This is a genomic window from Pseudochelatococcus lubricantis (assembly GCF_042432495.1).
Classification (GTDB): Bacteria; Pseudomonadota; Alphaproteobacteria; order Rhizobiales; family Beijerinckiaceae; genus Pseudochelatococcus; species Pseudochelatococcus lubricantis.
On sequence record NZ_JBHLXC010000002.1, the window covers coordinates 292,564 to 308,099 of the forward strand.

Annotated in this window: 13 protein-coding genes; 9 read left to right on the forward strand and 4 right to left on the reverse strand. The window is 65.0% G+C overall.

The features are described 5' to 3' along the window. Positions 1-14 precede the first annotated feature (14 nt). Genes ACFFJ7_RS04310 through ACFFJ7_RS04330 form a run of 5 tightly spaced genes read left to right on the forward strand, consistent with a single transcriptional unit; the run spans position 15 to position 5,103 of the window. Complete coding sequence (locus ACFFJ7_RS04310; RefSeq protein WP_377590865.1) at positions 15-1,364, forward strand: NAD(P)/FAD-dependent oxidoreductase; 1,350 nt, start codon at positions 15-17, stop codon at positions 1,362-1,364. After that, complete coding sequence (locus ACFFJ7_RS04315) at positions 1,361-2,413, forward strand: ABC transporter ATP-binding protein (protein WP_377590866.1); 1,053 nt, start codon at positions 1,361-1,363, stop codon at positions 2,411-2,413. The genes ACFFJ7_RS04310 and ACFFJ7_RS04315 overlap by 4 nt, the downstream gene beginning before the upstream one ends. Beyond that, complete coding sequence (locus ACFFJ7_RS04320; protein ID WP_377590867.1) at positions 2,410-3,279, forward strand: ABC transporter permease; 870 nt, start codon at positions 2,410-2,412, stop codon at positions 3,277-3,279. The genes ACFFJ7_RS04315 and ACFFJ7_RS04320 overlap by 4 nt, the downstream gene beginning before the upstream one ends. A 1-nt stretch (position 3,280) precedes the next feature. Then, positions 3,281-4,096, forward strand: coding sequence for an ABC transporter permease (locus ACFFJ7_RS04325; RefSeq protein WP_246224950.1), 816 nt, complete (start codon positions 3,281-3,283; stop codon positions 4,094-4,096). Between the two features lie 59 nt (positions 4,097-4,155). Continuing rightward, positions 4,156-5,103, forward strand: a complete 948-nt coding sequence (locus ACFFJ7_RS04330; protein ID WP_166947533.1) for a LysR family transcriptional regulator — start codon at positions 4,156-4,158, stop codon at positions 5,101-5,103. Between the two features lie 289 nt (positions 5,104-5,392). Here the strand turns inward: ACFFJ7_RS04330 and ACFFJ7_RS04335 are convergent, their stop codons facing one another. Next, positions 5,393-6,220: an alpha/beta fold hydrolase gene (locus ACFFJ7_RS04335; protein ID WP_377592069.1), complete on the reverse strand. Its 828-nt coding sequence runs from the start codon at positions 6,218-6,220 to the stop codon at positions 5,393-5,395. A gap of 277 nt (positions 6,221-6,497) precedes the next feature. On the opposite strand from ACFFJ7_RS04335, the gene ACFFJ7_RS04340 reads away from it, so the two are divergent. Next, positions 6,498-6,956 carry a MarR family winged helix-turn-helix transcriptional regulator gene (locus tag ACFFJ7_RS04340; RefSeq protein ID WP_377590868.1) on the forward strand — a complete coding sequence of 153 codons (459 nt, stop codon included), beginning with the start codon at positions 6,498-6,500 and terminating at the stop codon, positions 6,954-6,956. Positions 6,957-7,194: 238 nt separating this feature from the next. Here the strand turns inward: ACFFJ7_RS04340 and ACFFJ7_RS04345 are convergent, their stop codons facing one another. Continuing rightward, positions 7,195-9,462 (reverse strand): FepA family TonB-dependent siderophore receptor, encoded by a 2,268-nt coding sequence (locus ACFFJ7_RS04345; RefSeq protein ID WP_166947537.1) that lies wholly within the window; start codon positions 9,460-9,462, stop codon positions 7,195-7,197. A gap of 445 nt (positions 9,463-9,907) precedes the next feature. Between ACFFJ7_RS04345 and ACFFJ7_RS04350 the strand changes: the two genes are divergently transcribed. Beyond that, positions 9,908-10,633, forward strand: coding sequence for a 3-keto-5-aminohexanoate cleavage protein (locus ACFFJ7_RS04350; RefSeq protein ID WP_377590869.1), 726 nt, complete (start codon positions 9,908-9,910; stop codon positions 10,631-10,633). 29 nt (positions 10,634-10,662) lie between these two features. On the opposite strand, the gene ACFFJ7_RS04355 is transcribed toward ACFFJ7_RS04350, so the two are convergent. Continuing rightward, a complete protein-coding gene (locus ACFFJ7_RS04355) occupies positions 10,663-11,742 on the reverse strand; it encodes an NAD(P)H-dependent flavin oxidoreductase (RefSeq protein ID WP_166947541.1) in 1,080 nt (359 codons plus the stop codon). A gap of 536 nt (positions 11,743-12,278) precedes the next feature. Here ACFFJ7_RS04355 and ACFFJ7_RS04360 point away from each other — a divergent pair. Further along, the gene (locus ACFFJ7_RS04360) at positions 12,279-13,205 is read left to right on the forward strand and encodes a cation diffusion facilitator family transporter (protein WP_166947543.1); all 927 of its coding nucleotides are present in this window, start codon (positions 12,279-12,281) and stop codon (positions 13,203-13,205) included. Positions 13,206-13,214: 9 nt separating this feature from the next. Here ACFFJ7_RS04360 and ACFFJ7_RS04365 read toward each other — a convergent pair whose 3' ends face one another. Further along, complete coding sequence (locus tag ACFFJ7_RS04365) at positions 13,215-14,645, reverse strand: aldehyde dehydrogenase family protein (protein WP_377590870.1); 1,431 nt, start codon at positions 14,643-14,645, stop codon at positions 13,215-13,217. Between the two features lie 206 nt (positions 14,646-14,851). Here ACFFJ7_RS04365 and ACFFJ7_RS04370 point away from each other — a divergent pair, with 206 nt between their 5' ends. Further along, on the forward strand, positions 14,852-15,523 hold the full coding sequence (locus ACFFJ7_RS04370; RefSeq protein ID WP_377590871.1) for a TetR/AcrR family transcriptional regulator: 672 nt from the start codon (positions 14,852-14,854) through the stop codon (positions 15,521-15,523). The last annotated feature ends 13 nt before the right edge of the window (positions 15,524-15,536 follow it).

The following is a 15,536-nucleotide window of genomic DNA, read 5'->3' on the forward strand; positions in this document are numbered from 1 at the left end:
TCAAGGATATGGCCATGGCTCACTCCATCTTTGCGCCGGATTACGTTGCCGAACCCTATTGGTGGCAGGCGTTTCGGCCGCATAACGGCAGCACCGATCCGCTTCCCCAGGTGGCCGACGCGGTTGTGGTCGGCGGCGGCTACGCCGGAATCTGCTGCGCAACCGAGCTTGCCGCCGGCGGACGCGATGTTGCGGTTCTGGACGCGGGCCCGCTGGGCGGCGGCGCCTCCAGCCGGTCGGGCGGCCAGGTGACCGGCGGCGTCAACATCCAGAAAAAGGCCAATCAGGCCATGGCCGGCAACCGCAGCCCGGAGGCGCAACGCCTCCTGGAACGGCGGTTGAGCGACGCCTCCGCCTCCTACCGCTGGCTGAAGGAAGTCATCGCCGGCGACGGCATCGACTGCGACTATGTGCAGAACGGCCGGCTGACCGCGCTCTGGGCTGCGGATCACTTCGCCGCGTGGAAGGCGCGGCTGCCGCAGCTCAACTCCCTGACGGATTCCGACGCGGTGATGCTGACGCGCGACGAACTGGCGGCGGAACTGGGCACCACGGCCTATCACGGCGCGGCATTCATCAGGAACGCCGGTCATCTGAACCCGTCGGCCTTCTACGGCGGGCTGCTGCGTCGCGCCATGGCGCAGGGCGTACGCGGCTGGGGCGGCGTGCAGGTGACGGCGGTGAAGCGCACCACCGACGGCTTCACGGTCCAGACCCCACGAGGCGAGATCCGCTGCGGTCAGGTGGTGCTGGCGCTGAACGGTTCGAGCGGCCAGCTGGACGCCGAGCTGGCGCGCAGCGTGGTTCCGGTGACGAGCCACATGATTGCGACCGAGCCGTTGCCGGAAGGGCTGGCGCGCGAGATCATCCGCAACGACAGGGCCGTTTCGGAATCGCGGCGGGTCGTGAATCACTATCGCCTGTCCGGCGATGGCCAGCGGCTGGTGTTCGGCGGGCGGGCGCGCTTCACGCCCACTTCTGAAGAAACCACAGCCCGGTTGCTGCACCAGATGATGGTGCAGCGCTGTCCCCGACTGGCCGGGGTGAAGATCACCCATAGTTGGGGCGGCGATGTCTCGATGACGCTGGACTACATGCCCCATATCGGCGGCCGCGAGGGATTGCACTGGGTTTTCGGCTGCAACGGCAGCGGCGTAACCATGATGTCCTGGCTGGGCCACATGCTGGGCCGCAAGCTGCGCGAGGGCGTGAATGAGCCGGTCTGCGCCTTCGACGGGCAACCCCTGCCGCGCCACGCCCTCTATTATGGTAACCCGTGGTTTATGTTCGCGCTCGGCAGCTATTATCAGATGCTCGACGCCATGGACCACCGCAGATCGAAGCCAGAACAGGGAACCAGATGAACAAGTCCGTCTCGCTTACGCTGACCGACATCTCGAAGAGATATGGCCAGGTGACGGCATTGAAGCCGATGAACCTTGAGGTCGCTCCCGGAGAGCTGATCGCGCTGCTGGGACCATCGGGCTGCGGCAAGACCACGACATTGCGGATCATCTCGGGTTTCGAGACTCCGGATACGGGTTCGGTCCGCATCGGAACGCGCGACGTGACGGGGCTGTCTCCCAACATGCGCGATATCGGCCTGATGTTCCAGAACTATGCGCTGTTTCCGCACATGACAGTCGCCGAGAATGTCGGCTTCGGCCTGAAGATGCGCGGGATCGCGAAAGCCGAGGCGGCCCGCCGGATCGAGACCGCACTCGACATGGTCAGGATGCGCAACTTCGGCGACCGGGCGATCAGCCAGCTGTCGGGCGGCCAGCAGCAGCGGATTGCTCTGGCGCGGTCGCTGGTGGTCAACCCCTCCGTCCTGCTTCTGGACGAGCCGCTCGGCGCGCTGGACAAGAAGCTGCGCGAGGAAATGCAGTTCGAACTGCGGCAATTGCAGCGCAGCTTCTGCATCACCTCAATCCTTGTCACCCACGATCAGGAAGAGGCGCTCACCATGAGCGACCGCGTCGCGGTGATGGGTGCAGGCGAAATCCGGCAGATCGGCACGCCTCAGGATATCTACGCCCGGCCGAATTCAATCTTCGTGTCGGAGTTTCTCGGAACCAGCAACATCTTCAGCGGAAAGCTCCGGTCGGGATTCTTCGTCGCCGATGGCGTGCCGGCGCTGCGGATCGCGTGCGCGGGCGAACCGGACGGTCCCTCGTCTCTCGTCTTCCGCCCCGAGAAGCTGCAGATCACCGCCGCCGGCAAGGGGCAGATCAACGCCCGGGTGCGCGACGTGGTGTTCCGCGGCAGCCAGTACACCTACGAGCTGACCGTGGACGGCCATGAGAAGCCGGTCATCGTCTACAGCCAGCAGTCCTTCGACCTGCCCGGCGACGGCGTCGTCGGCCTCGACTGGTCGGATGCGCCCGTGCTTCTGCGCGAGGTGGCGGAATGAACGCCGTCACCACCCAACCCCGCCGCCGCCCCAGACGCTACCGCGTCGCCAATGCCTGGTGGACCGTTCCGGCGGTCCTCTATCTGGTGCTGTTCTTCGTCACGCCGATGCTGACCAATGCCTGGCGCAGCACCGGCTCCCCGGCAGCGGCCGGAGCGCGGGGCATCTGGGAGAACTACGCGGTTCTCGTCACCGACCCGTTCTATTTCGGCGTCCTGCGCGAGACCATCCTCGTCGCGGTGATCGTCACGCTGGTTTGCATCCTGCTCGGCTATCCGCTGGCTTACTTCATGGTGCGGAAGGCCGGTCGCTGGAAGGGGCTGATCCTGTTCTGCCTGATCGCGCCGCTGCTGACCTCGGTGGTGATGCGGGCGTTCGGCTGGCGGGTCCTGTTCGCCAACCGCGGTTTGATGAACTCCGTGCTCATCGACTGGGGGCTTCTCGAACGGCCGGTCAACCTCGTGAACCATCCGGTCTCTGTCTATGTGGCGCTGATCCAGATTCTGCTGCCTTTCATGGTGCTGTCGATCTCTTCGGTGCTACAGGCGATTCCGCGCAACCTTGAGGAGGCGGCCCGGATGCTTGGCGCCAGCAAGCTGCGCGCCTTCTTCCACGTGACGCTGCCGCTCAGCGTGGAGGGCATCATCACCGGCGCTATTCTGGTTTTCGTCCTGTGCAACGGCAATTTCGTCGCCGCGCTGCTTCTGGGCGGCAACTCCGTGAAGACGCTGCCGCTGCTGATCTACCAGCAGTTCAACCTGACCCAGGACACCTCTTTCGCCGGCGCCATGGGCAACGTGCTGCTGGTGATCGCCCTGCTGGGGTTGTGGGCGCAATCGAAATTCGCCAGAAAGCAGGGAGGCTGAGATGAGCCTTGTTACCGTCCGAAAGCGCCGCGAGATGAGCGGGCTGGCGCTCGGCCTCTATACGGTGGCGCTGCTGACGTTCGTCATGCTACCGATCGTGCTGGTGGTGATTGCGTCTTTTTCCTCGGCCAGTTTCATCCAGTTCCCGATCCGGGGCTGGTCGCTGAAATGGTATGTGAGGGCCATCGAATACGGACCGTTCATGAAGTCGCTGTGGATCAGCATCCAGTTGGCGGTCGCCTCGACGTTGGCCGGCTGTCTGCTGGGCGTGCCGGCGGCGCTGGCACTGGCGCGCAGCCGGACCGCCGCCGCGCGGACACTGGCGGCCTTTCTGGTGGCGCCGATCTCGATCCCGGCCATCGTCCTCGGCTTCGCGCTTCTGTATTATCTTTCGGCCGTCGGGATCGGGGTCTCGTTCTTCGGGCTGTGGGTTGCCCACACCGTGGTGGCCATACCCTACATCGCCCGCACGGTTCTGGCGGTCTATCGCTCGGTCCCGGAAAACCTTGAGGAAGCCGCCGCGATCCTTGGCGCCTCGCGCTTATCCACCTTGCGCCATGTGACCCTGCCCATGGTCCGGCCCGGAATCTTCGCGGGCTCGATGTTCGCCGCGCTGATCTCCTTCGACAACCTCTCGCTGTCATTCTTCTTCGGCTCGGCGTCGGCCACGACGCTGCCCGTGGTGATGCTGAGCTACATGGAGAACCAGTTCGACCCCGCAATCGCGGCCATCAGCGCTATCCAGATGCTGATAGCGTTGGCGGTGCTATTGCTGCTTGAACGGCTTTACGGTCTCGACACGCTGGTGGCCGCCTAGTAGCTTGGGCTGCGGCGGCTATCCGGCCGCCGCAGCCCGAACAGGAGGGGCAGGCCGCATTGGTCACCGGAACCAAGCTCAACGCGCGCAACCTCGGCTATCTGGTCAAGATCGCCGAATCCGGCAGTTTCTCGCGGGCGTCCATCGTGCTGGGCGTCACCCAGTCCGTGCTCAGCCGTCATGTGCAGGAGCTGGAGGCGGAGGCCGGCACGACCATCTTTCACCGCACCGGCCGCGGGCTGGTCGAGACGCGCGAGGGCGCGCTGATCATCGAGATGGCCCGGCGTATCCTGAGCGACATCGAGCAGGTCCGCGAACTGATCGACGAGAGCAAGGACTTCAATCCCGGCAGGCTGAGGATCGGCCTCATCCCCTCGCTGGCGGCCATCGCCACGGTTCCGCTGATCCGCAGGCTGTCGGAGATGCTTCCCGACACCCGACTGCTTATCCAGGAAGCGGCGGGCGGCACACTTGTCGAATGGCTGAACGACAGCCGGCTCGACATCGCCTGCCTCGACGACGGGCCGATGCTCAAGCGCTTCAATCCGATCCCCATCGCCAGCAACCCGCTGTATCTGGTCTGCCACCGCGATGATATCCGGCTTCCGCCGGAGACGCCGGTCGCCGATCTGCATCGCTACCCCCTCGTGCTGTCCGGCAAGGAGCACATCACCCGCCGGCAGATCGAGCAGGTGGCACGGTCGCGCAACGTGACGCTGAACGTGGTCTATGAATCCGGCAGCCTCTGGTCGGTGATCAAGATCACGGACAGCGGGATGGCCATGGGGATTCTGCCCTATCTGGCGACGTTCCACCCGAACTGGCAACGCAGCAAGCTGATCCAGCCGGCGGTGACGCGGGCCCTGTGCGTCGCGACGCCGCTGCGGCAGGCGCCGGCACGCTCCCGCCGGATACTGGAAGCCGTCAGGGACGAGATCCAGAATCTGCAGAAGCAGCTCGGCTCGCAGGTCACCACCCCGGTGCCGCGCGGGCACCAGAATCCATGAACACCTTCCCGGAGGACAGCGATATTGCCGAAAGCCGCGGTTACCCGCGGCTTTCGGCGGCCTTAAAGCGTTTTCAAGCAAAGCGGGTACCGGTTTGCGTGAAGAAAGCGCGTAATACCAAAAACTTATAGCATTTCGGCGTTTCAATGAAATGTCGAAATGCTATAAGACAATTTCAGCAAAAGTAGACGCCACTTTTGCTGAAATGTTTTAAAAACAAAGACATAGATCATCGTCGCGTTTCAACGAAACCGAGAAATGCTCCAGGTCCGCTGACGGCAGGTGTCCGTCATGCCTTGATGAAGGCGAGCACATCCGCATTGAAGCGGTCGGCTTCGATTTGGGCGAGGCCGTGGCTGCTGCCCTTGTAGACGTTGTAGACCGCGCCCTTTACCAGCTTCGCAGCCTTGTCGGCAGCGGCCTTGATCGGCACGATCTGGTCGTCGTCACCGTGGATGATCAACGTCGGCCGGTCTATCGCCTTGAGGTCGTTCGTGTAATCGACCTCCGAGAACTCGTGGACGCAATCGTACTGCCCCTTGATGCCGCCGGCGAGACCCTGCAGGCGGAAGCTCTCGCGAAAGCCCTCGTTGATCGCCGCGCCCTCACGGTTGAAGCCGTAAAAGGGGATCGTCAGATCGTAGTAAAACTGCGAGCGGTTGGTCGCGACGCCGGCGCGGATGGAGTCGAAAACCTCGATCGGCGTGCCTTCCGGATTGCCGGCCGTCTTCAGCATCAGCGGCGGCACGGCACCGACCAGAACGACCCGGGCAACGCGCTGCGTACCGTGACGGCCGATATAGCGGGCGACTTCGCCGCCGCCGGTCGAATGGCCGACCAAAACCGCGTTCCGGAGATCGAGCTTCTCGATCAGCTCCGCCAGATCGTCGGCATACTGGTCCATGTTGTTGCCGTCCCACGGCTGGCCGGAGCGGCCGTGGCCGCGCCTGTCATGGGCGATGACGCGGAAGCCCCGCAGGCCGAAGAAGAGCATCTGCGCGTCCCAGGCATCCGACGAGAGCGGCCAGCCGTGGGCGAAAACAATCGGCTGGCCGTCGCGCGGCCCCCAGTCCTTGTAGAAAATCGTCGTGCCGTCCTTGGTCGCGATGGTGCTCATGATCAGGTCTCCTCTCGTATGAAGGTTTCGGGTCGCCGCACCGGCTGGCGAGGCGGCGAGGAAGAAGGCCGCGGCGCCCGCGCCCAGGGCGAGCGCTCCACGGCGGGTGAATTCAGGGTGTCCGAAGCTCATGCCAGGCTCCATTAAATCGCTCACGATTAAATCGTGTGAGATTTTTATGCCCGATCCCGGACATGCTGTCAAGCGCTTGCGATCAAGGCGCGCGCGATCTACATGGAGGAGGCGATAACGATTCCTTGATGAAAGGCCCCTCCCCGTGGCGAATGTCCTGCAGCTCGACCAGTTCCTGTGCTTTTCCGTGTATCTGGCCGGACACTCCTTCAACCAGTTTTACCGGCCGCTTCTGGAAGAAATCGGGCTGACCTATCCGCAGTATCTCGCCATGGTGAGCCTCTGGTCGCGCGACGACCAGACCGTCAGGGAGATCGGCAAGGCCCTGTCGCTTGAGTCGAATACACTGACGCCGCTGCTGAAGCGGCTGGAAGCGCTGGCGCTTGTCTCGCGCACCCGCGATCCTAAGGACGAACGCCAGGTGCGTATCCGCCTGACGGACAAGGGACGGGAGTTGAGGAAGCAGGCGGAGCACATCCCCGCCTGTGTGGTCGAAGCCCTGGGCCTTTCGCAGAAGGAACTCGACGATCTGCACCGCACGATGCTGCTCGTACAGAAACGGCTTCAGGAAAGCACGGAAAAGCCTTCCCCATCCGGCGTGTGACCACGGGCGCGGCACGGCTTCCGCAAGGTGGGCGGGGGAGGTTGCGGCCCCGAGCATATAAAAAAGGCTCCCCGCTCGCCGGCTGGCGGGAGCGTGGAGCCTTCAAGTCTGGTCGGTCTCTCTGGTTGTTATCCGAAGCATCGAGCCGGAAAGCAGACGCAATCTCCGGAAAATCGACGCGCGAATACAAGAGGCAGCGCGGGAGGTGTGTGGCGGCCCCCTCCCGCGCCGGAAAACGTCAGAACGAGCCTGTCAGCGACATGTAGTAGGCGCGGCCCGGTTCGTTGAACGTGTTGGCACCGGCGCTGTTGCCCGTGCCCTCGCGCTTGACGCTCTTGTCGAACAGGTTGGTGACGCCGGCGAGCAGGCGCAGGTTCTCGTTGAACTCGTAGCGCGCGCCGATGTTGACGAGCGTATAGGGCGAGCGCGAGCGGGTATTCGAGAGGGGCTGCAGCGTGGAATAGGAGATGGTCGGCGCCTCGATCTCACCGTAGTGGGTGACGCCGAGGTTGAGCTGAAGCTCCTCCGTGGCCTGCCACTCGACATTCGAGTTGATGGTGTACTTGGGCACAAGCGAGAGAGGCTCGCCGCTGCTCTTGTCCTTGGACTGGATCATGTAGGTGGCGTTGGTGCTCCACGTCACGGTTTCCAGAACCGGCACGCGCAGGTTGCCTTCAAGACCCGAGATGACGGCCTTGGGCACGTTCTCCCACTGGAAGACGTTGTTCGGGGCCCAGCGGCCCAGCCGCGAGTTGTATGCCTGGAACGTGCCGACTGTCGTCGTGCCCGCCTGGATACGGTTCTTGTAGTCGTTGTGGAAGTAGGTGATACCGGCGTTCCACCCTTTCTCGTCGGTGTAGTTGATGCCGATTTCCTTGTTGATGCTGGTCTCCGCCTTCAGGTCCGGATTGCCCATCACCCAGCAGGGGCCCGTGCCGGGAGGGCAGCCGTTGCCGGCGGAGGAGTAAAGGTAGTTCGGATTGAGCTGGAACAGGTTGGGCACCTTGAAAGCGCGCGCGACACCGGCCTTGAGCGTGATCTCGTCGGTGATCGAATACGAGGCGTTGAGGCTCGGGCTCCAGTTGTTGCCCGCCTCGGTATGATGGTCGAAGCGCAGGCCCGGCGTCAGGATGAACTTGTCGGTGACGAGAATGTTGTCCTCGGCATAGATCGCGCCGAGCATCGCCTGGCTCTTGGGATTGCGGTTTTCGGCGCTCGACACCCCGAACTGCGGCGCATCGAGCGCGTTGCCGTCGGCCATGTTCTCGTCATCCATCCACTCGCCGCGGAACTCGGTGCCGAGCGTCAGCGTCTGGGGTACGACGATGGTCAGCGGGAAGTTCCATTCGCTCTTGGCCGTGATGTTGTCGAGCGTAATAGTCTTGCGATCTTTGGCGTATTGGCTGTTGATCTGCCCTTCGACAGAGCCGGCGTTGCCTTCACCGAGGCGCTTGTTCTTGGTGTTTTCCCACTGGATGTAGGTATTCGACGTACCGAATTCCCACTTGCCACGATGGGTGGCGGACAGCGTGGTGCGCGTCACGCGGTTGGTCTCGTGGCCGCCGCGCGCCAGCTCCTGGTTGAGCGCGGAGCCGAGCACATCCTGGAACAGCGAATCGCCGGCATAGATGTTGCGCTGCTGGCTCCATGCCGCCTCGAAGTCCAGCACGTGGCGTTCGTCGAGCTTCCACGACAGCAGGCCGCGGAAGTCGGTGTTGATCACGCCCTCATTACCGGCGGCGACGTTCTGGCCATCAGGCGTGGCGTCCTCGTTGATATCGATGTCGTCGGCGTCGCTGCGGTTGTAGTTGCCCGAGATGCGGTAGGAGAAACGCTCATCGATGGGCCCGCCCGCCACGACGGTGGAGCGGTACGTGCGGCCTTCGCTGCTGCTTTCCGGAATATTGGCGAAGCTCGTCGCGCTGAACGTGGTTTTCTCCGGCCGCTTGGTGATGATGTTGACCACGCCGCCCGCGGCGCCCGAGCCGTAACGCGCGGCGGCGGGGCCGCGCAGCACCTCGATGCGATCGACCGCTTCCGCCGGGACCCAGTTCGAATCGCCGCGCGTATCGCGCTCGCCGCCGCGGCGCATGCGGACCGAGTTGCGCGAGAACACCGGTTTGCCATCGATGAGGATCAGCGTATTTTCCGGGCCCATGCCGCGGATGTCGATCTGGCGGTTGTTGCCACGCTGGCCATTGGACGAATTGCCGGTGAGGTTGACGCCCGGCTGGCGGCGGATAATCTCGGCAAGGTCGCCGCGTGCCGGAGGATTGCGCTCGATCTCCTGCCGGCTGATGATCGACACGCCCGGCGCCTGGTTCAGCTGTTCGCGGGCGGAGACCACCACGACCTCGTCGAGCAGCAGTTCGTCGCCCGTCAGCTCCTTGTCCGCGTTCGCCTGCTGGCTCTGCGCTCCAGCGCCCTGCGCGTGAGCAGCCCCGCTGGCAACGGCAAACAGCAACACCAGGGCCGTTGCCCCGACAAATTCTCCATGACGTGTCATGTTGACAGCCCCTTTTTATAATTCCTCTACTTCGAAAACAAGAATTCAATAATTCAAAAGTTTTCGCCTCAAGGAAGAATCAGAATTAGCACCCTGTGCACTGCTTATGCTTCTGACCTACGGTGAGATGAATCTGAAGTATTTTATGTGAAACGATGTTCATTTTGACGATTCTTGTGTCAATAATACATCGCTTTAGAAATATTATAATTCTTATGCCGATTCAGAACACCGGACCGGCGAGCAGCGGCGCGGCGAAAAAGGACGTAAGGGGAGCCGGATGACGACATGCCCGCTGCTGCAGCGGGAGGCGGTTACCGTGGTAAAAGGCCGGATGCGGCCGTCGCGGACCGCCGGCATGAAAGGAGCTTCCCGGCCGCTGTTATTCTTGCAACCCGCGGTCGCTCTATTAAAGTAAACATCAGTTCACCGGACAGGAAAGCAGATGATCGTTCAGGCCTGCCTCAATGGTGCGCGTCCCGATGGCTTCCATCCCCGGCTGCCGCTCACGCCGGAGGCAATGGCCGGCGATGGTGCGTCCTGCGTCGCGGCAGGAGCCGCCGAACTGCACATTCACCCGCGTGGGACGGACGGCTGCGAAAGCCTCGCGGCCGTGGACGCGACTGTGCACGCCGTGCGCCGCGCCTGTCCGGGCACGCTGATCGGCGTTTCGACGGGGGCATGGATCGAGAACAGCGCAGCGAGGACGCGCGCCGCCATAGCGGATTGGCAGGCGCTGCCGGACCATGCGTCCGTGAACCTGTCGGAACCCGACGCGCCGGCCGTCATGGATCTGCTCCGGCGCCGGGGAATCGGCATCGAGGCGGGACTCGCATCAGTCGCCGACGCGGAGCGTTTCGTGAATCTCGCAGGTCACGGACAAGTGTTTCGCATCCTGATCGAGATCGGGGAGCAGGAGCCGGATGCGGCCTGGGAAGTGACGGACGGCATCGCCCGCGTGCTCGGCCGCGCGGAGGCGTCGCGGCCGGTCCTGCTGCACGGTTTCGACGCCATGGTCTGGCCCTTCGTCGCGCTTGCCCGTCAGCGACGCTGGTCGACTCGGGTCGGGCTGGAGGACGGCCAGCATCTGCCGGACGGCGCGACGGCCGCTGGCAATGCCGCGCTGGTGGCCGCGGCCGTGGCAATCTTCCGGGCGGAACCCGCAGGCTGACGCGCCGTCCGTAGATGGAAAAGCGGACCTCAGGACGCAGCTTCGGCAACGGATGAGCGCTCCCGCACCGCTGCCAGTTCCACCGCGAGCGTCGCAACCAGCTCGGCCGCGGGCAGCGCCCGCGACAGGCCGGCCCCCTGCCCCGCCCATTGCGCGCCGAAACCGTTCTCCCCAGCGGCTTTCGCGGCGGCGTTCAGCGCCTTTCCAGCATCGTAGGCGATGGGATAATCCGGCCGCGCCAATGCCGCATGCGCCTCCGCCCATGCGGTGAAGCCGTTGCGCAGGCTGCGTGCGGCCCTGCCAGAGATGGCGTCCGTCATGACCGTGCCGGGCGCGGCGGCGAGAGCGGCGCGATAGGCGGCGTCGGCCGCGCTTTCCGGGCAGGCGACGAAGGCCGTGCCCAGCTGCGCCGCCACCGCGCCGAGATCGAGCGCCGCCGCGATTCCCCGCCCGTCCATGATACCGCCGGCTGCGATGACAGGCAGGCCGGCGCGGGCGGCCAGCAGCCGTGTGAGCGGCAGCACGCCCGCCTGCTCGTCGGGCGCGGCGGGATCGAACACACCCCGGTGGCCGCCTGCCTCGAAGCCCTGCGCGACCACGGCGTCGATGCCGGCCCGGCGCGCGGCTTCGGCCTCGGCCAGGTTGGTCGCGGTCGACAACAGGATGCAGCCGGCCGCCTTCAGCGCGGCGATGCGCGGTGCCGCCGGCAAGCCGAAATGAAAGCTGACGACAGGCGGCGCGAGTTCGACAAGAGCGGCAAGCATCGCATCGTCCCCGGCGAAGCTCCGGTAGATTTCCCGCAGGCCTCGCGGCGGCTCGGCTCCGAAACGCGCGAACAGCGGTGCGAGCGCCTCGATCCATGCGGCCTCGCGAACGGCGTCCGCCCGCGCGGGCGCGTGGACGAACACGTTGACGTTGAACGCCCGCGCCGTGCGCTGCCGCACTTCCGCGATCATCGCCCGCGCGCCGGCGGCATCCGTCGCTCCGACGCCGATCGAACCGAGACCGCCCGCCTCGCTGACAGCAGCCGCCAGCGCCGGCGTGGAGACGCCGGCCATGGGCGCCTGGACGATAGGATAAGAGAGGTTCAGACGATCAAGAAGAGACATGATTTCACAGCGCCCGTTACCGGAGCCCGACCCGGCATCGCCGGACCTGCCCCATGATTCTCTTGATATTGAACGCATTCCGGAAGCCTGGATGCTTACATCCAACCGGAAAGCGCCGCGGTTTCCGTCGCGGCGCGCCCTCGCCTGCCGGCGGGCGCCTCGCGGTGGAGGCGGTATAATACCCGTTCGCCGGGCGGTGTCATCCGATCGCCGCTTATTCCGGAAGCGCATCGAGCGCGGCGATGATCGTCCGCAACGTCGCCAGATAGGCTTCCTTGCTGGTCGGCCTGAACATCCGCGACGGGCTGAGAACTTGACTTTTTCATTCTACGATGTAGAAACGCAGCGTGGCAGATCGGGGGCGCCGCGTGGCCGCGCCTCTCCCCGGCAACGGTGCTCCCGTGGTGCGCCCGCTCGGGAAATCGCGCCGCGCGCTCCTTTCCCCGGCTTTCGCCGGGATGCAGGTCACAATGCCGGTATGCGCAGCCGGTGGCCGCCCGGGGCCGACGGGTTTCTTGCGGACGGAGGGCGGCAACATGCAATCGGAACAGGGCGTTCTCCGCGTCTCCATCGTGCTCACCGTCTTCATGTCGGGGCTCGGCATTCTCTTCGGCCTGCTGGCGGGCTCGTCGGCCATCGTCTTCGACGGCATCTACGAACTGACGGACGCCGCCATGACGACGCTTGCCCTGCTCGTCGCCAGGCTGATCGCGGCCGGCACCTCGGGCAGCCCTTCCCACGGCAGGCTGGTGGAGCGCTTCACCATGGGGTTCTGGCATCTGGAACCCATGGTACTGGGGCTGAACGGCACGATGCTGATCGGCGCGGCCATCTACGCGCTGATCAACGCCATCGACGCCTTCCTGTCGGGCGGGCGCCTGATCTCCTTCGACTACGCCATCGTCTATGCCCTCATCTCCCTCGTGGCGGAGGTCGGCATGGGGCTCTATGCGAGGTCGGCGAATCAGACCATCCGCTCCGATCTGCTGGCGCTCGACGCGAAGGGCTGGCTGATGTCGGCCGCCATGACGGTGGCGTGGCTCGCTGCCTTCGTTTTCGGCTATCTGGTGCAGGGCACGCAGCTTGCGTGGATCTCGCCCTACATCGACCCCGCCGTGCTGGCGGCGGTCTGCCTCGTTGTCATTCCGATGCCCATCGGCACGGTGCGGCGGGCGCTGGCCGACATTCTGCTGGTCACGCCAGCGGACCTGAAGCGGCACGTGGACACCGTCGCGCAGGAGATGGTGCAACGCTACGGCTTCGTCTCCTACCGCGCCTATGTCGCCCGGGTCGGGCGCGGCAGGCAGATCGAACTCTATTTCATCGTGCCCCCCGCGTGGCCTGCCAAGCGGCTGGAAGAATGGGACAAGCTGCGCGACGAGATTGGCAAGGCGCTCGGCGACGACAGCCCCGACCGCTGGCTCACCATCGTCTTCACCACCGACCCCGAATGGGCGGAGTGAGCCCCCGCCTCAGGCTTCACCCCAGCCGACCACGCCCTTGATCTCAAGGAAGTCGTGAATGCCCCAGTCGGCGTATTCGCGGCCGTTGCCGGACTGCTTGTAGCCGCCGAACGGGGCGGTCGTGTCCCACTCAGGATAGTTCAGATAGACCGAGCCCGCGCGCATCCGCGCCGCGACCTGGCGGGCATGGCCGATATCCCGCGACTGGACGTAGGCGGCAAGGCCGTAAACGGTGTCGTTGGCGATGCGGATGGCGTGTTCCTCGTCCTCATAGGAAAGGATCGACAGGACCGGCCCGAAAATCTCCTCGCGGGCAATGGTCATCCCGTTCGCGACATGGCCGAACACGGTGGGGCGGACGTAGTAGCCGCGTTCCAACCCTTCCGGCCGGCCGGGACCGCCGACGACAAGCGTCGCACCCTCGCGGATGCCGGTTTCGATCAGTCGCTGGATCTTCTCGAACTGAGTGGCGCTGACCACGGGTCCATGCGTCGTTTCCTCCTCGCGCGGATCGCCCACCTTCACCGCTGCCGCCACCGCGCCCGCGATACGCAGCGCTTCCTCGTGGCGGTCCACCGGCACGAGCATGCGGGTCGGCGCATCGCACGACTGGCCGGAATTGCCGAAGCAGCCCCGCACGCCCTTCGTCACCGCCCGCTCGAAGTCGGCATCCGGCAGGATGATGTTGGCCGATTTGCCGCCGAGTTCCTGCGCAACCCGCTTGACCGTTTCAGCAGCGGTGCGGGCGACAATGATCCCGGCGCGCGTCGAGCCCGTGAAGGAGACCATATCCACTTCCGGGTGTCCGGCCATGACCTGTCCGACGTCCGGGCCGGTGCCGTTGACGAGATTGAAGACGCCCTTCGGCGTGCCGGCAGCTTCCATGATCTCCGCGAAGACGATGCCGCTCACCGGCGCGATCTCCGAGGGCTTCAGCACCACGGTGCAGCCGGCGGCGATGGCGGGCGCCACCTTGCAGACGATCTGGTTCAGCGGCCAGTTCCACGGCGTGATCAGCGCGCAAACGCCGATCGGCTCCCGGAAGATGCGTGTCGTACCGCGCTGCTCCTCGAAGGCAAAGGTCTCAAGCGCCGCGATGGTCGCTTCCAGATGTGCCTGTCCGGCGGCAGCCTGCGCCCGGCGCGCGAAGGTGATCGGCGCGCCCATCTCCCGGCTCACGGCCCGGGCGATGTCCTCGTAACGCTCGTTGTAGAGCGCCAGAATGCGCCGCAGCAGGGCGAGCCGCTCGTCCCGGGAGGTCGTGGAGAAGGCGCCGAATGCAGCCCGCGCGGCCGCGATCGCCCTGTCGACATCGGCGGCCGAGCCGATCGAAATTTGCGTGAACGCTTCCTCCGTCGCGGGATCGATAACGTCAAGGATATTCGGCGTGACCGGATCAACCCAGGCACCGTCGATGAAAAACTTCAGGTGATGACTCATGACCGTTCTCCTCTCGTGTAGACGCGCCGGCAGATTTTTATGGAAGGACTTTCATGGCACGAAACCCGGCCTCCGCTCAACCGCGTGCCGGAACGGCCCGGCGCGGAACAGAGAACATTGCGCGCGCCATGTCGGCAACGTAAAATCCGGAATCGACTGTCACAGACGACGGCTTGCGCCGCCGCCGCCCTCTCCGTCGGCGTGAGATGCCCAACACCAAACCCAAAACCAGTCCGGGTTCGCGCGGATTATCCAGAAAGGTCCTCGCGGAAGCCGCCATCGAGCTTATGGAGGCCGCCGGCGAGGCGGGCTTCACCCTGCGCAAGCTCGGCGCGCGGGTCGGGTGCGACCCGATGTCGATCCTTTACCATTTCAAGTCCAAGGAAGGCCTGTTCCGCGCCATGGCCGACCAGCTGGAAGCCCAGATCCGCCCCGCGCCGGAGGACCAGCCGTGGCGCGGGCGGCTGCGCCACCTCGCCGACCAGTACCGCAGCCTCGCGCTTCGCTTCCCGCACAGTTTCCGGCTGATGCAACGCTTCCCGCACACCGGCATCGCCGACTACGGGCACGTGGAGATGGTACACCGCGCCCTGAAGGAGGCCGGCATCGCCGACCGCGACATCCCGGGCATCTGCCTCGGCTGGTACACCTGCATCACCGGCCTTGCGATGGGCGAGGTCGGCGGACTGATCCGCCCCGCGACCGACGAGGACGCCCTGGAGATCGACCAGCTTCCCGACGCTTCGTATCCGCTGCTGAAGCGGCTCCTGCCGCGCTATCGCGACCTCGCGCCGAACGCGGTTCACGCCCTCACCATCGAACTGCTGCTCGACGGGATCGTGGTGCATGCCGCCGCCTCCAGCGATGCGGGGGCGTGAGGCGCCGGCGCAT